We start from the raw sequence: 18091 nt of genomic DNA on the forward strand, positions 1-18091 counted from the left end.
AAAACGCTTTGGGATCACTCGCTGAACTTCACGCCCTTAAAAGCGGCGTAGTCCGGCGCTGCAGCCTCATCCTCGGCGGCAGGGGCCGGGGGCGGGTCGAGCTTGAGCTGGCTCTCGTCCTGTGCCCAGAACTCCTCGCTGGTCTTTTCATCCGCAGGGGTCTCGTCCTCAGCATCCACATCCGCTGCAGCGGGCTGTGCCTCGGCGATCTCCTCGGTCACAGCGGCGGCAGTGGTATCGGCGGCTGCAGCCTCATCCTCGGCAGGAGCATCCTCAGCGGGCTCCTCCTTCTGGAACTCAGGCAGGCGGCTCAGAGACTCAACATGGCTGCGGTACAGGTTCAGCACATCGGACTTGAAGCGGGTCACTTCCAGCCGGACGCGGTCATACTCGCGCTCCTGGGCAAGCTTTTTCTCGTTTGCCTCGTTGATGATCTCATCCGCGCGGTCACTGGCTTTTTGCAGCAGCTCGTTGGCATCACGGATAATATCATCACCGCGCAGATTTGCGCGATGCAGGATCTCTTCCGACTTCTGGTTTGCTTCCCGGATGACATTCTCACCCATCCGCTGGGCATTGATCAGCGCGCTCTTGAGCATATCGCCGTCAGCCTCGTAGCTCTCCATTTCCTTGTGCAGACGCTGATTCTCGGCGGTCAGCTCAGCAATCTGGCGGCGCAGCTCCTCAGCCTGATCTTCATCCTGCTTCAGCTGCTCCTCTACTTTATCCAGGAAACGGTCCACCTCTTCGGTCCGGTAGCCGCGGATGTTCTTTTCAAACTGTGCAGCACGCACATCCTGCGGGGTCAGCATAGTGGTTTCCTCCCTTTTCATTCAATATTGAAAAAACTCGATGATCGATCGGTCTTTTTTGCTTTTTCCGGGCAGGGCCGTCAGGCCAAAGCGTCCCTTTCCGCGCACCGTGAACACATCACCCTCATACACCGGGGCGTGGGCACTCTCTGCAGGCAGGTGGTTGATCTCCACCCGGCCCGCCGCGATCCACTCACACGCCTGCCCGCGGCTGCAATGGAGCATGGCCGCAAGCACAGCGTCCAGCCGCAAAGAGGACACGGTGGCTGTCTGCGTTTTGCGCTCTGCCTGCGGGAATTCAGGCACCTCATCCAGCGAAAGCAGCGTGGTGGTGACCTCTGTCCGGCCCACCTGCAGCAGTTCCCGGCAGATGAGCTCCCCCGCCGTTTCCAGCGCAAAGACATAGGCAGTGCCCGGTGTATCGGCCGGGAGCACGATGTCTCCCAGCGCTTCCCGACGCAGCTCCAGCCCCATCAGACTGCCCAGATAATCCTTGTGGCCCGGCAGTGCCGCCCCGGAAAGGGTACGGCAGGTCAGCTTCACGCAGCACAGCGGGCTTGCAGGGTAGCAGCCCTCCGGCTCCAGGCAGAGCAGCTTCCGCTCTGCCCCGGGCCAGCCGCCCTCAAAATGATGGTCGCTCTCCGGCACATCGGCACGATTCAGCGCCGCGCGGGCCAGATCCTGTTCCCTGTCGCTCAAAAAGCCGGAGTAGCGGGCAATGCCGCGTCCCTCGGCCGCGCGGGCCAGATCTTCTACATGCCGCATCAGAAAGCGCTCTTCATCGGTGCGGGCGGGCACAAAGCCCCGCACTGCCCTGGGAGCAGGATCAATAGAACGCGCCATTGTTCTCCAGCTCGTCCAGCAGATCGCCCATAATGTCCACATTGTACGGGGTAATGATGAAGGTGCTGTTGGCAACGCGCTTGATCTGGCCGTTGTTGGCGTAAGCCACGCCGGACAGGAAATCCACCAGACGGCGGGAAACTTCCTTGTTGGTAGACTCCAGATTCAGCACGACCGTGCGCTTGTTGTTCAGGTGGTCTGCAATGGTGCTGGCATCCTCAAAGCGCTCGGGCTTTACCAGAACGACCTTGAGCTGGGTGGTGGCGTGGATGTTGACCACCTTGTTCTTCTTCTGGGCACCCTCCACCGGCTCTTCCTCTGCATCGTCCATGCCAACGCCGAGACCGCTGTTGTTGTTCACCATCTGGGGGCCGTCGTCGATGTACTGATCGTCGTAATCGTCCTCACCGCCAAAAAGGCCCTTTTTGAGACTATCCACGAAAGACATAGTATCTGCTCCTTTCATTCAGGCAGCCGCAGCTGCCTGGCGCCTTTTGCAAAAGAGATGCAAATAGCTTTTACTATTATCGGATTTTTTGCCGCAGATGTCAATAACTACAAAAGTTTTCCATCATACAAATTTTGTCCGGAGACAATAATCTCGTCATAAAGCCGAACCTGACTGACAGAACCAGCCGTTCCGCTGGGCAAAACGATGAGGTCATCACCGTCTGTGATCTGCGGGTGGGCATCGTCCACAGGGTCGATGCGGCAGAAGCGGGCCAGGTTGCCGTACTTCACATACACGCCGGGGATGTAGTTCTCACCCTGACCCTCTGCCTCGGAGCCGTCCTCCTTGAGGTAGTGCACCGCGGCAGCAGGCACCCGCAGGCCGGTGTTGCGTCCCACGATGATCTGGGCATCGGCACAGTTCAGCCGGAGCACATCGCCGTTGATGATCTCGCAGGAGAGGACGAAACGTGCAATATCGTTTTCCGCATCAATGTTCACCTCGCTGACCTTTGCCTTGAGGGGCGTTTCCGCCTGACCGGGAAAGCGGATCTCAACGCTCTTGGTCAAGGGCTTGCCGTCCCTGCCCAGCAGCTTTTCCGCCTGTTTGGCCGAGCACACCCCGGCATAGTACCAGGTAAAGCCCGAAACGATCTTGCCTGCGCAGCCGTCCAGCGCGATCTCCGGGGAGGATTCGACGTAAGCTTTCAGGTTGGCTGCATCCAGCGCAAGGATATCGGCAGAACCTGCGTTCAGCCGCCCGGAACTGGAGCTGCGGATGAAATAGCCCGTCTGCGGGGCCGTGATCTGGGACGGATTGCCCAGCTGGGACTGCACCGTGGCGGCCTGCTGGGTCAGCGCGGTGATCTGGTCGGAGAAGCTGGCCACCTCGCCGGTGATAACCCAGAGCTTGTTCTGGGCCAGAATGTAGTTTTCCTTCTCCGCATCGGTATCCTCGTAGTCCCCTGCATCCAGCGAATCCATCAGGTCGTACAGAGCAGCAGAACGGTTCTTGCGCAGGGATTCCAGCTGCACCGAAGTGGTGTTCTGGGAGCGCTGCAGCAGGTCGATCTGATCATTGATCTGGGTCAGCTGCTGGCGCAGAGAAGCCTGCGCTGCATCGCTGTAGATCTCAGCCACCGCTGTGCCTGCCGAAACACGCTCGCCGTCTGCCACCAGATACCCCAGCGTGCCGCCGCCCGCAACGTAGCTTTCCTCAAACAGGAGCACGCCCTCGGCATCCACAGTGTCCTCCACCGTAGCCAGCAGGGCGGTCTCGTAGGTATTGGGCGGAAACAGCACCTGCATTGCCTGATAGCCCACATACAATGCCGCCAGCAGCAAAAACACGATGACGACAGCGGCCAGCGTTTTCAGTGCGCCGGAGATGCCCTCGCGGTTTTCTTCCTGCATATCGCTCATCCTTTCGCTAAAAATTCATTTGTGAGATGTACGGCCTGTTCCCGGACATCCGGGGCCGAGGCATCCAGCCAGCAGATACCCTCCATGTGGCGGAACCAGGTCAGCTGGCGCTTGGCATAGTTGCGGGAAGCCTGTTTCAGCTTCTCCACACAAGGGGCAAGCGCGCTCTCCCCCGCAAAGTAGGGGAAGAATTCTTTGTATCCGATGGCCTGGGCCGCCGTCTTATAAGTGTCCCGGTGTTCCCACACACGTTTTGCCTCGTTCAACAGATCCTGCTCCATCATCTGATCCACCCGCAGGTCGATGCGGCGGTAGAGCTGGGCTCGCTCCGGGAAATCCAGCCCAAGGATCAGAGAACGGTAGGGCTTTTCGGGCGGGAGTGAGTCTGCTTTCTGCTCACTGAGCTTTTTGCCGGTGGCGCGGTAATGTTCCAGCGCCCGCAGCACCCGGACATGGTTGTTCGGATGGATGGCCGCCGCCGCTTCGGGGTCCACTGCCTGCAGCTCCGCATACATGGCCTCCGGACCCTTTTGGGTCAGTTCTGCGGCCAGCTGTTCCCGCAAACCGTCCGGCGTTTTCTCAGCGGCAAAGCGGACACCATACAAAAAACTCTGGACATAGAGCCCGGTACCGCCCACGAGGATGGTCAGATGCTCTCTGCTGGAGATCTCATGCTCCAGCGCTCCGGCCAGCGCGGTGAAATCTGCCACGCTGAACGGTTCATCAGGCTGCAGGATATCCACTCCATGGTGCGGAATGCCGCAGGTCTCCTCGGGGGTCACCTTGGCAGTGCCCACATCAAGCCCTTTGTAGATCTGCATCGAATCGGCGCTGATGATCTCCCCGCAGAACTGCTCGGCCAGCGCAACGCCCAGCGCGGTCTTGCCGGAAGCCGTGGGGCCGACCACGGCCAGCACCGGGTGCTTTTTGTTACACGATCCGTCCAAACTGCTTTTCCAGCTCCTTCCGGGTCAATTTAAGGACACAAGGCCGACCATGGGGGCAGAAGGGCGGCACCTCGCCCGAGAGGATCTTTTCGGCCAGTGCCATCAGCTCCTGCGGGGAGGTCTTATCCCCCGCCTTGATGGCCGCGCGGCAGGAGATGGAATGGAGCACCCACTCGGTCTTTTCGCTCAGGGCATCGCGGCTGCCCTTGGAGAGCTTATCCGCCAGCTCCACCAGCAGATCCTCGGCACTGCCCTGTTCCACATCCGCGGGCACAGAGCGCAGAAATACGCTGTTGCCGCCAAAGTCATCGATCTCCAGTCCTGCGCTTTCCAGCAGCTCAAGGTTGGAGAGGAGTGCAGTCTTTTCCTCCGCCGACAGCTCCACCACCAGCGGCTCCAGCAGCAGCTGGGCCGGAACATCTCCATAGTTTGCCGCCAGCTTCTCGAAAAGCTGGCGCTCGTGGGCGGCGTGCTTATCAATGATGCAGATTTCCTCCCCGCGCTCAGCGAGGATGTAGGTCTTGAAGATCTCACCCACATAGCGCAGAGGGGCAGGGCCTTCCTGCACGTCAAAGCCCAGCTGTTCCGGCGTATCCTCGGCAGCAGAGGTCTGCTGCGGAGCTGGGGCGGCAGGCATTTCCTCCTTGGGGGCAGGATCCCATGCCGCCATGTGGTCCTGATGTTCGGGCAGATCTGCACTGTCCGGTTCAATGTCCAATGCACCTTCTCCCAGCGCTGCGGCAAAGGCGGGTGCTTCAGGCTCACTCTCCGTGGGAGCTGGTGCCGGGCTGTGCAGGGTGGCATCCTGCCGGATGGGCAGGCCCGATGCAACCGTTGTCCAGCTGTGCTCTGTCGGCTTATCCTCGGCAGTGCCCGGCACAGGCAGGATATCCGGGTGGCTTGCAGGTGCCGGACGGGACAGCGGTACTGCTGCCGGTGCCGGAGTGAAGCTCCGGAAGCTCCGCTGGGGCTGAGGGGTATGCTCATGGAGCGTTCCCGGCTCAGCCTGGCCCGGAATGATGGCAGAAAGTCCTGTAAAGTTGTTCTTCTTTACATCATTTTCTATCGTGTTATCGCTTATTTCATATTTGTTGGATTCTTCATCTTTTTTATCCTCTTCAAAGGCGAAGCGCCGCTCTCCGGTGCCCGGTTGGGCCAGTGCCAGCTTGACAGCGTGATAAACGAGATCAAAGATATCGTTTTCCCGGGCAAAGCGCACCTCAGTCTTGGCCGGGTGGACATTGACGTCCACAAGGTCAGCAGGCATTTCCAGAAGCAAGATTCCTCCAGGGAACTTGCCCTGCATCGTGGTGCCTTTGAACGCTGTTTCCATGGCCGCCATCATGGTGCGGTTGCGAACATAGCGCCCATTGATGTAGAAATACTGCATACTGCGGCTGGCGCGGCAGCTCCTGGGCTGGGTGATGAGGCCCCACACCCGGTAGACCCCTTCCTGATTGTCCAGCTCCATGAGGTCACGGCTGAATTCCCGGCCCAGCACCGCGTAGGCGGCACTGCGCAGCTTGCCGTCACCGGGGGTGACATACTGCAGCTTGCCTTCCCGGACAAACTTGAAGCTGACCTCGGGGTGGCTCAGGGCCACATGGGCCACGATATCCGCCACAAAGGTACCCTCGCTGGAATCCTTTTTGAGGAACTTCATCCGGGCCGGGGTGTTGTAGAACAGATCCTGCACTCGGATGGTAGTGCCCACGCCGCGTGCACCGGGCTCCAGCGGATAATCCTCGCCGCCCTCGATGCGGTAGACAGAGGCGCACTCGTCGTTCTCAGTACGGGTCAGTACTTCTACCCGCGCCACGCTGGCAATGGAAGCCAGCGCTTCTCCACGGAAGCCCAGGGTGTGGATATGGTTCAGATCATCCTCCGTCCGGATCTTACTGGTGGCGTGGCGGATGAATGCCGTGGGGATATACTCTGCTTCAATGCCCGAGCCGTTGTCGCTGATCTCGATCAGCTTCACGCCGCCTGATTCAATGGTCACGGTGATCTGGCTTGCCCCGGCATCAATGGCGTTTTCCAGCAGCTCCTTTACCACGGAAGCAGGCCGCTCCACCACCTCACCGGCTGCAATGAGCTCCGCCGTGTGCTTGTCCAGAACATGGATGACTGCCATATTCGTTCCCTCCCCTGTTTTTTAGGAAATCAGCCGTTCAGGCTGCCCTTCAAGGTCTTTTTCAGCTCGTACAGGAAATTCAGCGCTTCAATGGGGGTCAGCGTTTCCACATCCAGCGCATCCAGTTTTTCCAGCACCTCGCTGGGCACTGCGGGAGAGTTATACTCCTGCAGCGCGTCAAAGTCCATCTGCTCCACCTTGTTCTTGGGGGCAGTGGCTTCCAGTGCGCGCAGCACCTCGTGGGCGCGGCGGGTCACAGTGCCGGGCAGACCGGCCAGCTTTGCCACCTCGATGCCATAGCTGTCATCGGCAGGGCCGCGAACGATGCGGCGCAGGAAGGTGATGTCCTCACCCCGCTTTTTCACCGCAATGTTGTAATTTTTCACGCCGCTGATGGTGCCCTCAAGGTCCGTCAGCTCGTGGTAATGGGTGGCAAAGAGGGTTTTGCAGCCCAGTCCCTTGGCAGGGTCGCTGATGTGCTCCACCACGGCGCGGGCAATGCTCATGCCGTCAAAGGTGGACGTGCCGCGCCCGATCTCATCCAGCACCACCAGACTGCGGGAGGTAGCGTTCTTCAGGATCTCTGCCACCTCGGTCATCTCCACCATAAAGGTAGACTGACCTGCCGAAAGGTCATCCGACGCGCCGATACGGGTAAAGATGGCATCCACTACACCCACATGACACTCTCTGGCCGGAACAAAGGAACCGATCTGTGCCATCAGGGCAATCAGCGCATTCTGGCGCATATAGGTCGATTTGCCTGCCATGTTAGGGCCGGTGATGATGAGGCAGCGATCCTCACCGCAATTCAGGGTGGTATCGTTGGGTACGAACAGACTGCCCTTGAGCATCTGCTCCACCACAGGGTGGCGGCCCTCCACGATGGTCAGCTGGTCGCTCTCATCCACAGTGGGGCGGCAGTAGTTGTTTTCTGCTGCCACCTGAGCCAGAGCAGCCAGTACGTCCAGCTCTGCCACGGCGTTGGCTGTACGCTGGATGCGGTCGAGCTGGGCACCAATGCTTTCCAGCAGCTCATTGAACAGCCGGTGTTCCAGAGCGATCAGCCGCTCGTGGGCACCCAGGATCTTATTTTCCAGCTCCTTGAGCTCCTGTGTGATGTAGCGTTCGCCGGTGGTCAGAGTCTGCTTGCGGATGTAGCTCTCCGGCACCTGTGCCTTATAAGAGTTGCTGACCTCGATGAAATAGCCAAACACGTGGTTATAGCCGATCTTCAGCTTGGGGATGCCGGTCTCCTGCCGCAGGCGGGTCTCGAGCTGAGCCAGCACGCCCTTGGTGTTATCGCGGATGGAACGCAGCTCGTCCACCTCGGGGTGGTAGCCCTTGGCAATGACACCACCATCCTTCAAGGTAGAAGGTGCGTCAGGGTCCACAGCGGCATAGATCTTGTCCTTGATATCGCTCAGCGGGTCGATCCTGGAGACGATTTCGCTGAGTTCGGCGCAGCCGCAGCTTTCGGCCTGCTGGCGCAGGCTGGGCAGGCGCTCACAGGTCTGTGCCATGGCATAGATCTCTTTGGGCGTGGCTGAACCGTAGACCGTGCGGGTCATCATACGCTCCAGATCGGCGATGTAATGCAGTTCTTCGATCAGATCGCCGCGCTGTACGGTCTGGTTGACCAGGCTTTCCACAGCATCCAGACGGCGGTTGATGGCATCGCTGGAAAGCAGCGGCTGCTCGATCCAGGTGCGGAGCAGCCGCTTGCCCATGGCAGTGCTGGTCTTGTCCAGCACCCAGAGCAGGGTCCCCCGCTTCTCGCGGCCCCGCAGGGTCTCGGTGAGTTCAAGGTTGGCCCGCGTCACAGGCGAAAGCTGCATATACTGGGCTTCATTGTAGCTGATGACGGTCTTCAGGCGCTCCACACCTTTGATCTGGGTGGTGTGCAGGTATTCCAGAAGCGCGGCCATGGCAAACCGCACCAGACCTTTTTTATCAATAGAGGTCGTCTCATCCCAATTGCGGCCAAACTGATTTTCCAACGAGATGGCCACCAGACCCGGAGCGTAGCGCTCCTCTTCCACCAGCTCCACAGAGCAGGTCATGTTCTTTTTGATATAGCCGGTCAGCTCACGGCAGTCCAGCATTCCGGGATTCATCAGCACCTCGCTGGGATGGTAGCGGCAGAGCTCCGCGATCACGGCAGGCACGATCTTCTCTCGTTTCAGCTCGGTGATGTGGGCCGTACCGGTGGAAACATCGGCAAAACAGATGCCCGCCGCATTCCCTTTCAGAAAAATGCTTGCAATGTAGTTGTTTTTGTCATCCTGCAGCATACTGCTCTCAATGACAGTGCCCGGCGTGACCACCCGGATGATATCGCGCTTGACCAGTCCCTTTGCCTTGGACGGGTCCTCCATCTGCTCACAGATCGCCACCTTGTATCCCTTGGCGATCAGGCGGGCCACATAGCCCTCGTAGCTGTGGAAGGGCACGCCGCACATGGGGGCACGCTCTTCCATACCGCACTGCTTGCCCGTCAGGGTCAGGTCCAGCTCCCGGGAGGCGGTCAGCGCATCGTCAAAGAACATCTCGTAAAAGTCGCCAATGCGGTAAAACAGGATCTCGTCCTTATACTGCTTCTTGATGTCCATATACTGCTGCATCATGGGCGACAGTTCTGCCATAATCGTTCACCTTTCCTGCGGGCTATGCCGCTTTGCTTCTTTCCGTCGGTTTGCAGTAAGTAACTGCGAATGGAAGGAAAACGCGGCCTGCGATTTGCAGCCGCGTTCTCATTTTACCTGTTAGTGGCAGCCTCCGCAGGTGGAGCAGCTGCCGGTGCAGGATTCGCTGGGCTCCTGCACGGTCATGGGGTCGCCGCCGTTCATTGCGGTGTTGATGATGGCATCAATGTAGTTGACCAGGTTCTCGCAGTCGCGCTTTGCCTCGTTGTAAGCAGTCATACCCTCGTCAGCCATGATCTTGCCATACAGGTCGTTGACCTTGGTGTTCAGCTCGGCGATGCGCTCATCACTGCGCTCGTTCTTGCTGATCTCGTTGTTCAGATCCATGCGGGCCAGATTGAATTCCCCGATGAGATTCTGCAGCTCCTCATCCTTGTCGTTTGCCTTGCGGGCCTGATCCAGAGCCAGGTAACGGGGGTCAGTCTGCAGTGCCATGGCGGCGCGCTTGAACAGATCGATGCAATCCATAATCAAAAATCTCCTTTGATGTGTTTGTTTTTATAGTTACATTATCATTGGGGCCGGTGTGCCCCGGGATCACGTTTCCAGTTCGCCCAGCAGGACGGTGGCGCGGGCACCGGTCAGGTGCACCTGTGCGTAGCTGCCCATCAGGGCGGGGTCTGCGGCAAACTCCACGGTCAGGTTGTTGTCCAACCGGCCGGAGAGGGTTCCGTCGCTGCGGCCATAGCCTTCCACCAGCACCCGGACAGTCTGGCCCACCTGCTGCCGGACCAGATCCATTGCGATCTCGTCCTGCACCTTGAGCAGACGGGTCATCCGGTCGGTTTTCTCCGCGCGGGGGGTGGGGTCGGGCATTTCCGCTGCCTTGGTGCCGGTGCGCTTGGAGTAGATGAAGGTGAACAACTGCATGTAGCCGACTTTCTTCACAAGTTCCAGCGTGTCCTGGAAATCCTCCTCCGTTTCCCCGGGGAAGCCCACGATGATATCGCTGGAGAAGGTAATGCCGGGCACCTTTTTGCGGGCGTACTCGATCAGCTCCATGTACTGCCCGATGGTGTAATGGCGGTTCATCTTTTTCAGCAATTCATCCGAGCCGCACTGCACCGGCAGGTGCAGGTGCTTGCACAGGTGGGGCTGGGCCGCAATGGTGTCGATCAGCTTGTGGCTGGCATCCTTCGGGTGGCTGGTCATAAAGCGGATCTGGTAATCGCCGGGCACAGCGCAGAGCAGATTGAGCAGGTCAGCAAAATCCACCTGTTCTTCCAGGCCCTTGCCGTAGCTGTTCACGTTCTGGCCCAGCAGAGTGATCTCCTTGTATCCCGCTTCCACCAGCCCCCGGAACTCCGCCAGGATATCGCCGGGCTTGCGGCTCTTCTCACGGCCCCGCACATAAGGTACGATGCAGTAGGTGCAGAAATTGTCGCAGCCATACATGATGGGCAGCCAGGCGCGGAACTCACTTTCGCGCCGGATGGGGATGTTCTCCACGATGACCGGGCGCTGGGCAGGCTCCATCAGCACGCGCTTATGCTTCTGCAGCTTCTGAGCAATGAGCTGGGGCAGCGTATCGATGCCATCCACGCCAAAGACCAGATCGACATAGGGATAGCTCTTGCGCAGCTTTTCCACCACATGTTTCTGGTTGGCCATGCAGCCGCACAGGCCGATCATCAGGCCGCGCTTTTTCTCCTTCAGGCCCTTCAATGCACCCACATTGCCGAACACGCGCTGCTCGGCGTGCTCCCGCACAGCGCAGGTGTTGAAGAGGATGAGGTCTGCATCCTCGGGCTTATCGCACAGGCCGTAGCCGATATCCACCAGCACGCCCTTGATGCGCTCGCCATCGTTGACATTCTGCTGACAGCCATAGCTGTGTACAAAGGCCAGCGGCGGGGTGTCGTAAGCCGCACGCACCAGCTCCGCAGCCGTCTCGTTGTGTTCAAAGTTAATGTATTCCAATAAAAACCATCCTTATTTTTCAAAAGCTCTTTTTAGTATACCCTCTTTCTGCCATAAGGGCAAGTGGGAAACCGCAAATTTCAGAATCCTTCGGGGTAATTCAGCCTTCTGCCTGCTTTTTGGCACATGCTTCACACAGGCCGAACAGCACCACAGCGCAGTCCTGCACCACAACATCCTTCTGGCGGCGCACCAGCCTCATCACCTGTTTCTCGTCCACATCGGCATCCACTACGCCGCCGCAGGCTGTACAGTAGAGGTGGCTGTGCCAGCACAGGGTGTGATCAAAACGATCCGCCCTGCCCGGAATGGACACCCGGCGCACCATGCCTGCCTCCACCAGACTGTTCAGGTTGCGGTAGACAGTGCCCAGGCTCAGGCCCGGGCACTCCGGGGCCGCCTTATCAAAGATCTCTTCGGCGGTGGGGTGGTCGCAAAGCTGCTCCACGGTGTGCAGCACCAGCTCCCGCTGTTTGGAATAACGCATCTTCCTCTCTCCTTCTCTTCCCTTTATACGTTCTCTTCGCCCTTGATCCGCGCCCAATATGCGCGGGAGGCCTGCTCGTTCTTGTTTTCCCCAAAGGTGTAGTATTTTGTATTCTTGAGCACATCCGGCAGATACTGCTGCTCGACCCAGTGGTTGGGGTAATCGTGGGCATACTTGTAATTCTGGCCCTTTACCAGCGCATCCTCGCCGTCATAGTGCTTGTTCTGCAGCTGGCGGGGAATGGGCCCGGTACGCCCGGCCTGCACATCCGCAATGGCGGCGTTGATGGCATCATGGGCGCTGTTGGATTTGGGGCTGGTCGCCACCAGCACAACTGCATCCGCCAGGGCCAGCCGCGCTTCAGGCAGGCCCACCGCGTTGGCGATATCCACCGCCGCCTTGACGATGGGGATGATCTGCGGGTAGGCAAGGCCCACATCCTCGCAGGCGCACACCATGAGCCGACGGCAGGCAGAGGGCAGATCCCCGGCTTCCAGCAGCCGGGCCAGATAGTGGAGCGCTGCATCCGGGTCGGAGCCGCGCATGGATTTCTGGTAAGCCGACACGATATCATAGTGGTCATCGCCGTCCCGGTCGTACCGCATGGCAGTGCGGCGGGTGACCTGCTGGATCATATCCAGCGTGATGTGTTTTCCCTCCGGTTCGGGAGCCGCCGCCGTCACTGCAAAATCAAGGCAACCCAGTGCCTTGCGCAGATCGCCGCCCGCGCTCTCAGCAAGATAGGCACAGGCATCGTCCTCCATCCGGATGGGCGTACCCTCGCTCTCCGAAAGCTTTTTCAGGGCGTTCCGCAGCCCCTGCTCCACATCCGCAGCTGTCAGCGATTTGAACTCGAACACAGTGCAGCGGGAAAGCAGTGCATTATAGATGTAAAAATAGGGGTTCTCGGTGGTGGAGGCGATTAAGGTCACAGTTCCGTCCTCAATGCACTCCAGCAGGCTTTGCTGCTGCTTCTTGTTCAGATACTGGATCTCATCGAGGTACAGCAGGATCCCCCCCGCCCCGGCCAGTGTGCCGATATCCTTGAGCACTGCCTTGATATCCCCCGTGCCGCAGGAAGTGCCGTTGAGCTTGTGGAGCGTCATGCCGCTGTTCTCGGCAATGATCCGGGCCACGGTGGTCTTGCCTGTGCCGGATGGGCCGTAAAAGATCATATTGGGGATACGCCCGCTCTCGATGGTGCGGCGGAACACCCGCCCCGGGGCCAGCAGATGCTGCTGGCCGCAGACTTCGGCCAGCGTTTTGGGGCGCATACGCTGCGCCAGCGGTTCATTCATCGGGCGTTCCCTCCTGTACTGCCCTGCTGTTCTGCATGGGCCTTATATAGAAATAGTATACCTCATTTTTACACGAACAGCAAGAGCAATAATGAAAATCATTCTCAGATGGATGCTGCAAATCCCATTTACAAAAAGGTCGAAACATGCTATTATCATAGTACATTTACGAGAAACGAGGGGTACAGATGAAGATAGCCGCTGCGGCAGAAGATCTCTCTGCCAAAAAGGAGCTGGCGCTCCAGGTCATCGACCGGCTGAAAACAGAATATCCGGATGCAGCCTGCACGCTGGATTACGACCACGCCTGGCAGCTGCTGGTCAGCGTCAGGCTGGCGGCTCAGTGCACTGATGCCCGGGTGAACATTGTGGTACAGGACTTGTTTGCAAAATACCCCAATGTAGCAGCGTTGGCTGCGGCAGAGCCCGAGGAAATCGAGGCCATCGTCAAGCCCTGTGGGCTGGGCCGCAGCAAGGCCCGGGATATCTCGGCCTGTATGCGGGTACTGCGGGATAAATACAACTGCAAAGTGCCCACCACCTTTGAAGCGCTGCTGGCATTGCCCGGCGTGGGCCGCAAGAGCGCCAACCTGATCATGGGTGATGTGTTCTGCAAGCCCGCCATCGTCACAGATACCCACTGCATCCGGCTGTGCAATAAAATCGGGCTGGTGGATGGCATCAAGGAGCCGCAGAAGGTGGAGATGGCCCTGTGGAAGATCATCCCGCCGGAGGAAGGCAGCGACCTGTGCCACCGCTTTGTGATGCATGGCCGGGCTGTCTGCAATGCCCGCAAACCCGAATGTGAAAAGTGCTGTTTGAACGATATCTGCCGGTACGCGGCAGAAAACGCCGTTCTTACAAAAGAAACCAAGGAGGCTTCTGTATGATTACATTGTCTATCCTGATCGTCCTTGCCCTGATCTGCGCTCTGGTGGGCGTGCTGATGGGCCTGTTCTCTCTGATCGGCCTGCTGGCTTCCCTGCTCGTGGGCGTGCTGGTAGGCGCTCTGGCCGGTCACATCGCCAACCGCTTTATGGGCACCCAGACCTCCACCGGCCGCAACATTGTGTTGGGCATTCTGGGCAGCTTTGTGGGCGAGTTCCTGTTCGGCCTCATCGGCATCCATGCCACCGGCAGCATCAGCTCCTTTGTTATCTCGGTGCTGGGTGCCTGCGTCTGCATCTGGGTGGATAACCGACTGTTCCACGATCGTTGACCGGTTTTCTCTGGTTGTTTGTCTTTGCTCTCCCCTCCGGGAGAGCTTTTTTATTTTCAGCCCCTTGACAGTTATATCGAGAAGCGATATAATTCATCCATGATATATCGTATAGCGATACAAAGTGAGGTGATATAATGGAAAATCCGGCACTGACGGAAACCACCTACTACATCCTGCTTTCCCTCTATCATCCGCGGCATGGCTACGGCATCATGCAGGAGACCCAGCAGCTCTCCGGCGGAAGGGTACGGCTGGCTGCCGGAACCCTGTACGGTGCCCTGAATGCCCTGTGCGAAAAGGGCTGGATCTCTCCCCTGCCCATGGAAAGCGGGAGCCGCAAAAAAGAATACCAATTGACCTCCGCCGGGCTGAAGGTGCTCAAACAGGAGCTGGTCCGGCTGGAGGAGCTTGCTGCCAATGGCCGCGCCATTTTACAGGAGGAACAGGTATGAGTGAAACAAAAACGCTGCATCGGAATTTCTGGGTCTGGGAATTTGAAAAAGAAGAACGCTGGCTCAACGAAATGGCGCAGGAGGGCTGGGCCCTGCAGAATGCCGGGTTCTGCACCTACACCTTTGAAAAGACGGAACCCGGCCAGTACATCATCCGGCTTGCCATGCTGGACAGTTCCCCGGATTTTGAAAGTTTCATGGGAGAGTTGGAAGCACAGAGCGTTGGGCATTGCTTCAGTTGGGGATATTTCCGCCGCAGCGCCCAGCTAGGTCCCTTTGATATGTTTTCGGATGTGGATTCCCGTATCTCCCACCTGAACAAAATTGGACAGATGGTGAGGCTGCTCTGTCTGGCAAACCTTCTCATAGGCGTTACCAACACCTTCAGCGGTGCATCACTGGCATGGCTAAACCTGCTTTGCGCCACGTTTTTGGCCTACGGGCTGGGACGTATCAGCAGCAAACGAGAGAGTCTGGTGGAAGAACGTCAGCTCCACGAGTGATTTTTTCTCCTTGATGTGCAGGATCTTCAGAGTTTTCAAAAAGTTCATTTTTACCCGCTTGCATTCCGATGCAGGCGGGTATATTATTGTCATTAGCAAATAGTTATCATGTGTTAAGTATTTGCATCCGTCAAGTGATAAGGAGGATTCGTATGCCGCAGAAGAGCGCACCGGAACTGTTCGCCGTGGTCCATTATCTGCATCGGCTGAGCACAGAAGGCAAACGCGGTGCCAAAATGGCACTGGAAAGCTGCCCCAAGTGTCATTTCATCATGCTGGAAGGCGTGCTGATGACCATTGAAGAGCATGGCCAGAATGGCACCATCTATGTTTCCGATCTGGCTGCCGCCGTCAAACAGCCCCTGCCCGCTGTTTCCCGCGCGCTGCGCCAGCTGGAGCAGGATGGACTCATTGAGCGGATCACAGACCCCAATGACCGCCGCAAAACGCTGGTGCGCCCCACGGAAAAGGGGTTGGATGCCAGCCGCCAGGTCGAAACTGCCATCAGCCGTTACTTTGAGCGGGTCATCTGCCGCATCCCGGAAGAGCAGCGGGAGCAGCTGTTCTCCCTGACCGGTGTACTGCTGGAGGCTGTGGAAGCGGAAAATGCGGAGCAACAAGCAAAATTGAAGGGAGAAAACGAAAATGGGTAAAATTTTCAAGCAGCTGGCCCGCCACTGGGCCGCCTGCCTTGCCGTGGTGGCTCTGCTGTTCGTGCAAGCCTACTGCGACCTTTCCCTGCCGGATTACACGAGCAGGATCGTGGACACCGGCATCCAGCAGGGCGGCATTGAAAGCCCCCTGCCGGAGACTGTGCGCCAAAGCACACTGGATACCCTCTCGCTTTTGATGAGCGAAGAGGATGCGGATGCACTGCAGAATGCCTACGGATATTATCTTCAGGACGATGGTGTTCTGAAGCTCCGCAGTGACCTGACCGATGCTGAGCGTACCGCTCTGGAGGAGGCCGTTACCACACCGGATATCGTGCTGTATATGGCGGCGGCGCAGAATGCCAACGCCCCTGCCGGGGATGAAGCAGAAGCCATGACCGCTGCTCCTACGGCAGAAGATCTGGATGCCGTTTGTGCCCAGTTCGCAGCCATGGCCCAGATGCCCGGCTTTTCACGGGAAATGATCCAGCAGCAGCTGGCCAGCGCCATGGAACAGGTGGACGAGACCACCCTTTCCAGCATGGCAAGTCAGGCTACTCTGCTGGTCAGCCTGGAATATGAGGCACAGGGCGTTTCCCATGATGTACAGATGGCCTACCTCTTCCGTGTGGGCGGCCAGATGCTGGCCCTGACCCTGCTGATGGTGGTCGTTGCCATTCTGGTGGGCCTGATTGCCTCCCGCGTCTCGGCTTCCATCGGCCGGGAGCTGCGCAGAGAGACCTTCTCCTCGGTCATCCACTTTTCCAACGCGGAGATCGAGAATTTCTCCACCGCTTCCCTGATCACCCGCACCACCAACGATATCCAGCAGGTGCAGTTCACCTGTGTCATCCTGCTGCGCATGGTGGCCTACGCTCCCATTCTGGGCATCGGCGGCGTGATGCACGTCACCCAGGGCAACACCGGCCTTGCCTGGATCATCGTGCTGGACGTGGCCGCTCTGCTTCTGCTCATCACGGTTCTGATGAGCGTCGCCATGCCCAAGTTCAAGATCATGCAGACCCTGGTGGACAAGCTGAACCTCGTCAGCCGCGAGATCCTGACCGGCGTGATGCCGGTGCGTGCATTCAGCCGCGAATCCTTCGAGGAAAAGCGTTTTGATGCTGCCAGCCGGGAGCTGATGGGCACCCAGCTGTTCACCAACCGCGCCATGGTGGCCATGATGCCCTTTATGACCCTGATCATGAACGGCACCAGCCTGCTCATCGTCTGGTTCGGCGGCAAGGCCATGGATGCCGGAAATATGCAGGTGGGCGAGATGATCGCATTCATCACCTACACCATGCAGATCGTCATGTCTTTCCTGATGCTGGCCATGGTGGCCGTGATGCTTCCCCGTGCCGGTGTGGCTGCTGACCGTATCGACGAGGTCTGCCGCACCAAGGCTTCCATCCATGATCCCGACGCTGCCACCGCAAAGCCCGCCCTTGAAAAGAAGGACTGGGATGGCGTGGTCCGGTTCGAGGATGTCAGCTTCCGCTTCCCCGGTGCCGACAGCGACGCGCTGGAGCACATCAGCTTTACTGCAAACCCCGGCGAGACCACAGCCATCATCGGCTCCACCGGCTGCGGCAAATCCAGCCTGCTCAACCTCATCCCCCGCTTTTATGATGTCACTGGCGGCCGCGTGACCATCGACGGCATCGATGTGCGGGAGATGCCGCAGGAGCAGCTCCACAGCCTTTTGGGCTATGTTCCCCAGAAGGGCGTTCTGTTCAGCGGCACCATCGAGAGCAACCTGAAATTCGGCGGTGCGCAGATCACCGATGCGGGCATGAAGAAGGCGGCTTCCATCGCACAGGCCACCGAGTTCATCGACGCAAAACCCGAGGGCTATGCAAGCCCCATTGCACAGGGCGGCTCCAACGTATCCGGCGGCCAGAAGCAGCGGCTCTCCATCGCCCGCGCCATTGCCAAGGAGCCGAAGATCTATCTGTTCGACGACAGCTTCTCTGCCCTTGACTACAAGACGGATGTCACCCTGCGCCGTGCGCTGAAGGAAGAGACCGACAATGCCACTGTGATCATCGTGGCACAGCGCATTTCCACCGTCCTCCACGCCAATCAGATCCTGGTGCTGGATGATGGCAGGCTGGTGGGCAAGGGCACTCATGCTCAGCTCATGGCCACCTGCCCTGAATATCAGGAGATTGCCAGGAGCCAGCTGAGCCAGAAGGAGCTCAACCTGCAAGACCTGAACACCGGAAAGGAGGATGAGTGAT

General features: G+C 58.6%; 17 protein-coding genes. 6 read left to right on the top strand and 11 right to left on the bottom strand.

Annotated elements, in window-relative coordinates; genetic code table 11:
* Positions 1-14 precede the first annotated feature (14 nt).
* From J3353_RS00885 to J3353_RS00935, 11 genes are all read right to left on the bottom strand, one after another.
* Entirely contained in the window at positions 15-812 is a 798-nt protein-coding gene (locus tag J3353_RS00885) for a DivIVA domain-containing protein (protein WP_117504161.1), read from the bottom strand.
* Between the two features lie 21 nt (positions 813-833).
* Entirely contained in the window at positions 834-1655 is an 822-nt protein-coding gene (locus tag J3353_RS00890) for an RNA-binding protein (RefSeq protein ID WP_154276089.1), read from the bottom strand.
* Positions 1639-2103, bottom strand: a complete 465-nt coding sequence (locus J3353_RS00895; RefSeq protein WP_035394461.1) for a cell division protein SepF — start codon at positions 2101-2103, stop codon at positions 1639-1641. Before J3353_RS00895 ends, J3353_RS00890 begins: the two co-directional genes overlap by 17 nt.
* Positions 2104-2210: 107 nt before the next feature.
* A complete protein-coding gene (locus J3353_RS00900) occupies positions 2211-3518 on the bottom strand; it encodes an HlyD family efflux transporter periplasmic adaptor subunit (protein ID WP_242700792.1) in 1308 nt (435 codons plus the stop codon).
* Positions 3519-3523: 5 nt separating this feature from the next.
* Positions 3524-4444 (bottom strand): tRNA (adenosine(37)-N6)-dimethylallyltransferase MiaA, encoded by a 921-nt coding sequence (gene miaA, locus J3353_RS00905; RefSeq protein WP_207683905.1) that lies wholly within the window; start codon positions 4442-4444, stop codon positions 3524-3526.
* Positions 4445-4457: 13 nt separating this feature from the next.
* Positions 4458-6608, bottom strand: a complete 2151-nt coding sequence (gene mutL / locus J3353_RS00910) for a DNA mismatch repair endonuclease MutL (protein ID WP_207683884.1) — start codon at positions 6606-6608, stop codon at positions 4458-4460.
* A 29-nt stretch (positions 6609-6637) separates the two neighbouring features.
* Positions 6638-9253: a DNA mismatch repair protein MutS gene (gene mutS, locus J3353_RS00915; RefSeq protein WP_207683885.1), complete on the bottom strand. Its 2616-nt coding sequence runs from the start codon at positions 9251-9253 to the stop codon at positions 6638-6640.
* Between the two features lie 120 nt (positions 9254-9373).
* Positions 9374-9781: a YlbF family regulator gene (locus J3353_RS00920; RefSeq protein WP_207683886.1), complete on the bottom strand. Its 408-nt coding sequence runs from the start codon at positions 9779-9781 to the stop codon at positions 9374-9376.
* Between the two features lie 69 nt (positions 9782-9850).
* Positions 9851-11233: a tRNA (N6-isopentenyl adenosine(37)-C2)-methylthiotransferase MiaB gene (gene miaB / locus J3353_RS00925; protein WP_005934386.1), complete on the bottom strand. Its 1383-nt coding sequence runs from the start codon at positions 11231-11233 to the stop codon at positions 9851-9853.
* Positions 11234-11333: 100 nt separating this feature from the next.
* Positions 11334-11720 (bottom strand): Fur family transcriptional regulator, encoded by a 387-nt coding sequence (locus J3353_RS00930; RefSeq protein ID WP_097771183.1) that lies wholly within the window; start codon positions 11718-11720, stop codon positions 11334-11336.
* A gap of 23 nt (positions 11721-11743) precedes the next feature.
* Entirely contained in the window at positions 11744-13018 is a 1275-nt protein-coding gene (locus tag J3353_RS00935) for a replication-associated recombination protein A (RefSeq protein ID WP_005934388.1), read from the bottom strand.
* Positions 13019-13206: 188 nt separating this feature from the next.
* Between J3353_RS00935 and nth the strand changes: the two genes are divergently transcribed.
* The 6 genes from nth to J3353_RS00965 all read left to right on the top strand — a co-directional run bounded on the left by nth (position 13207) and on the right by J3353_RS00965 (position 18090).
* A complete protein-coding gene (gene nth, locus J3353_RS00940) occupies positions 13207-13908 on the top strand; it encodes an endonuclease III (protein ID WP_207683887.1) in 702 nt (233 codons plus the stop codon).
* Positions 13905-14237: a GlsB/YeaQ/YmgE family stress response membrane protein gene (locus J3353_RS00945; protein WP_005934393.1), complete on the top strand. Its 333-nt coding sequence runs from the start codon at positions 13905-13907 to the stop codon at positions 14235-14237. Before nth ends, J3353_RS00945 begins: the two co-directional genes overlap by 4 nt.
* Positions 14238-14374: 137 nt before the next feature.
* Entirely contained in the window at positions 14375-14692 is a 318-nt protein-coding gene (locus J3353_RS00950; RefSeq protein WP_117534147.1) for a PadR family transcriptional regulator, read from the top strand.
* Entirely contained in the window at positions 14689-15195 is a 507-nt protein-coding gene (locus J3353_RS00955) for a DUF2812 domain-containing protein (RefSeq protein ID WP_207683888.1), read from the top strand. The genes J3353_RS00950 and J3353_RS00955 overlap by 4 nt, the downstream gene beginning before the upstream one ends.
* Positions 15196-15347: 152 nt before the next feature.
* On the top strand, positions 15348-15848 hold the full coding sequence (locus J3353_RS00960) for a MarR family winged helix-turn-helix transcriptional regulator (RefSeq protein WP_156065779.1): 501 nt from the start codon (positions 15348-15350) through the stop codon (positions 15846-15848).
* Entirely contained in the window at positions 15841-18090 is a 2250-nt protein-coding gene (locus J3353_RS00965; RefSeq protein WP_207683889.1) for an ABC transporter ATP-binding protein, read from the top strand. Before J3353_RS00960 ends, J3353_RS00965 begins: the two co-directional genes overlap by 8 nt.
* The last annotated feature ends 1 nt before the right edge of the window (position 18091 follow it).

The organism is Faecalibacterium sp. Marseille-Q4137, assembly GCF_017377535.1.
GTDB classification, from domain to species: domain Bacteria; phylum Bacillota; class Clostridia; order Oscillospirales; family Ruminococcaceae; genus Faecalibacterium; species Faecalibacterium duncaniae.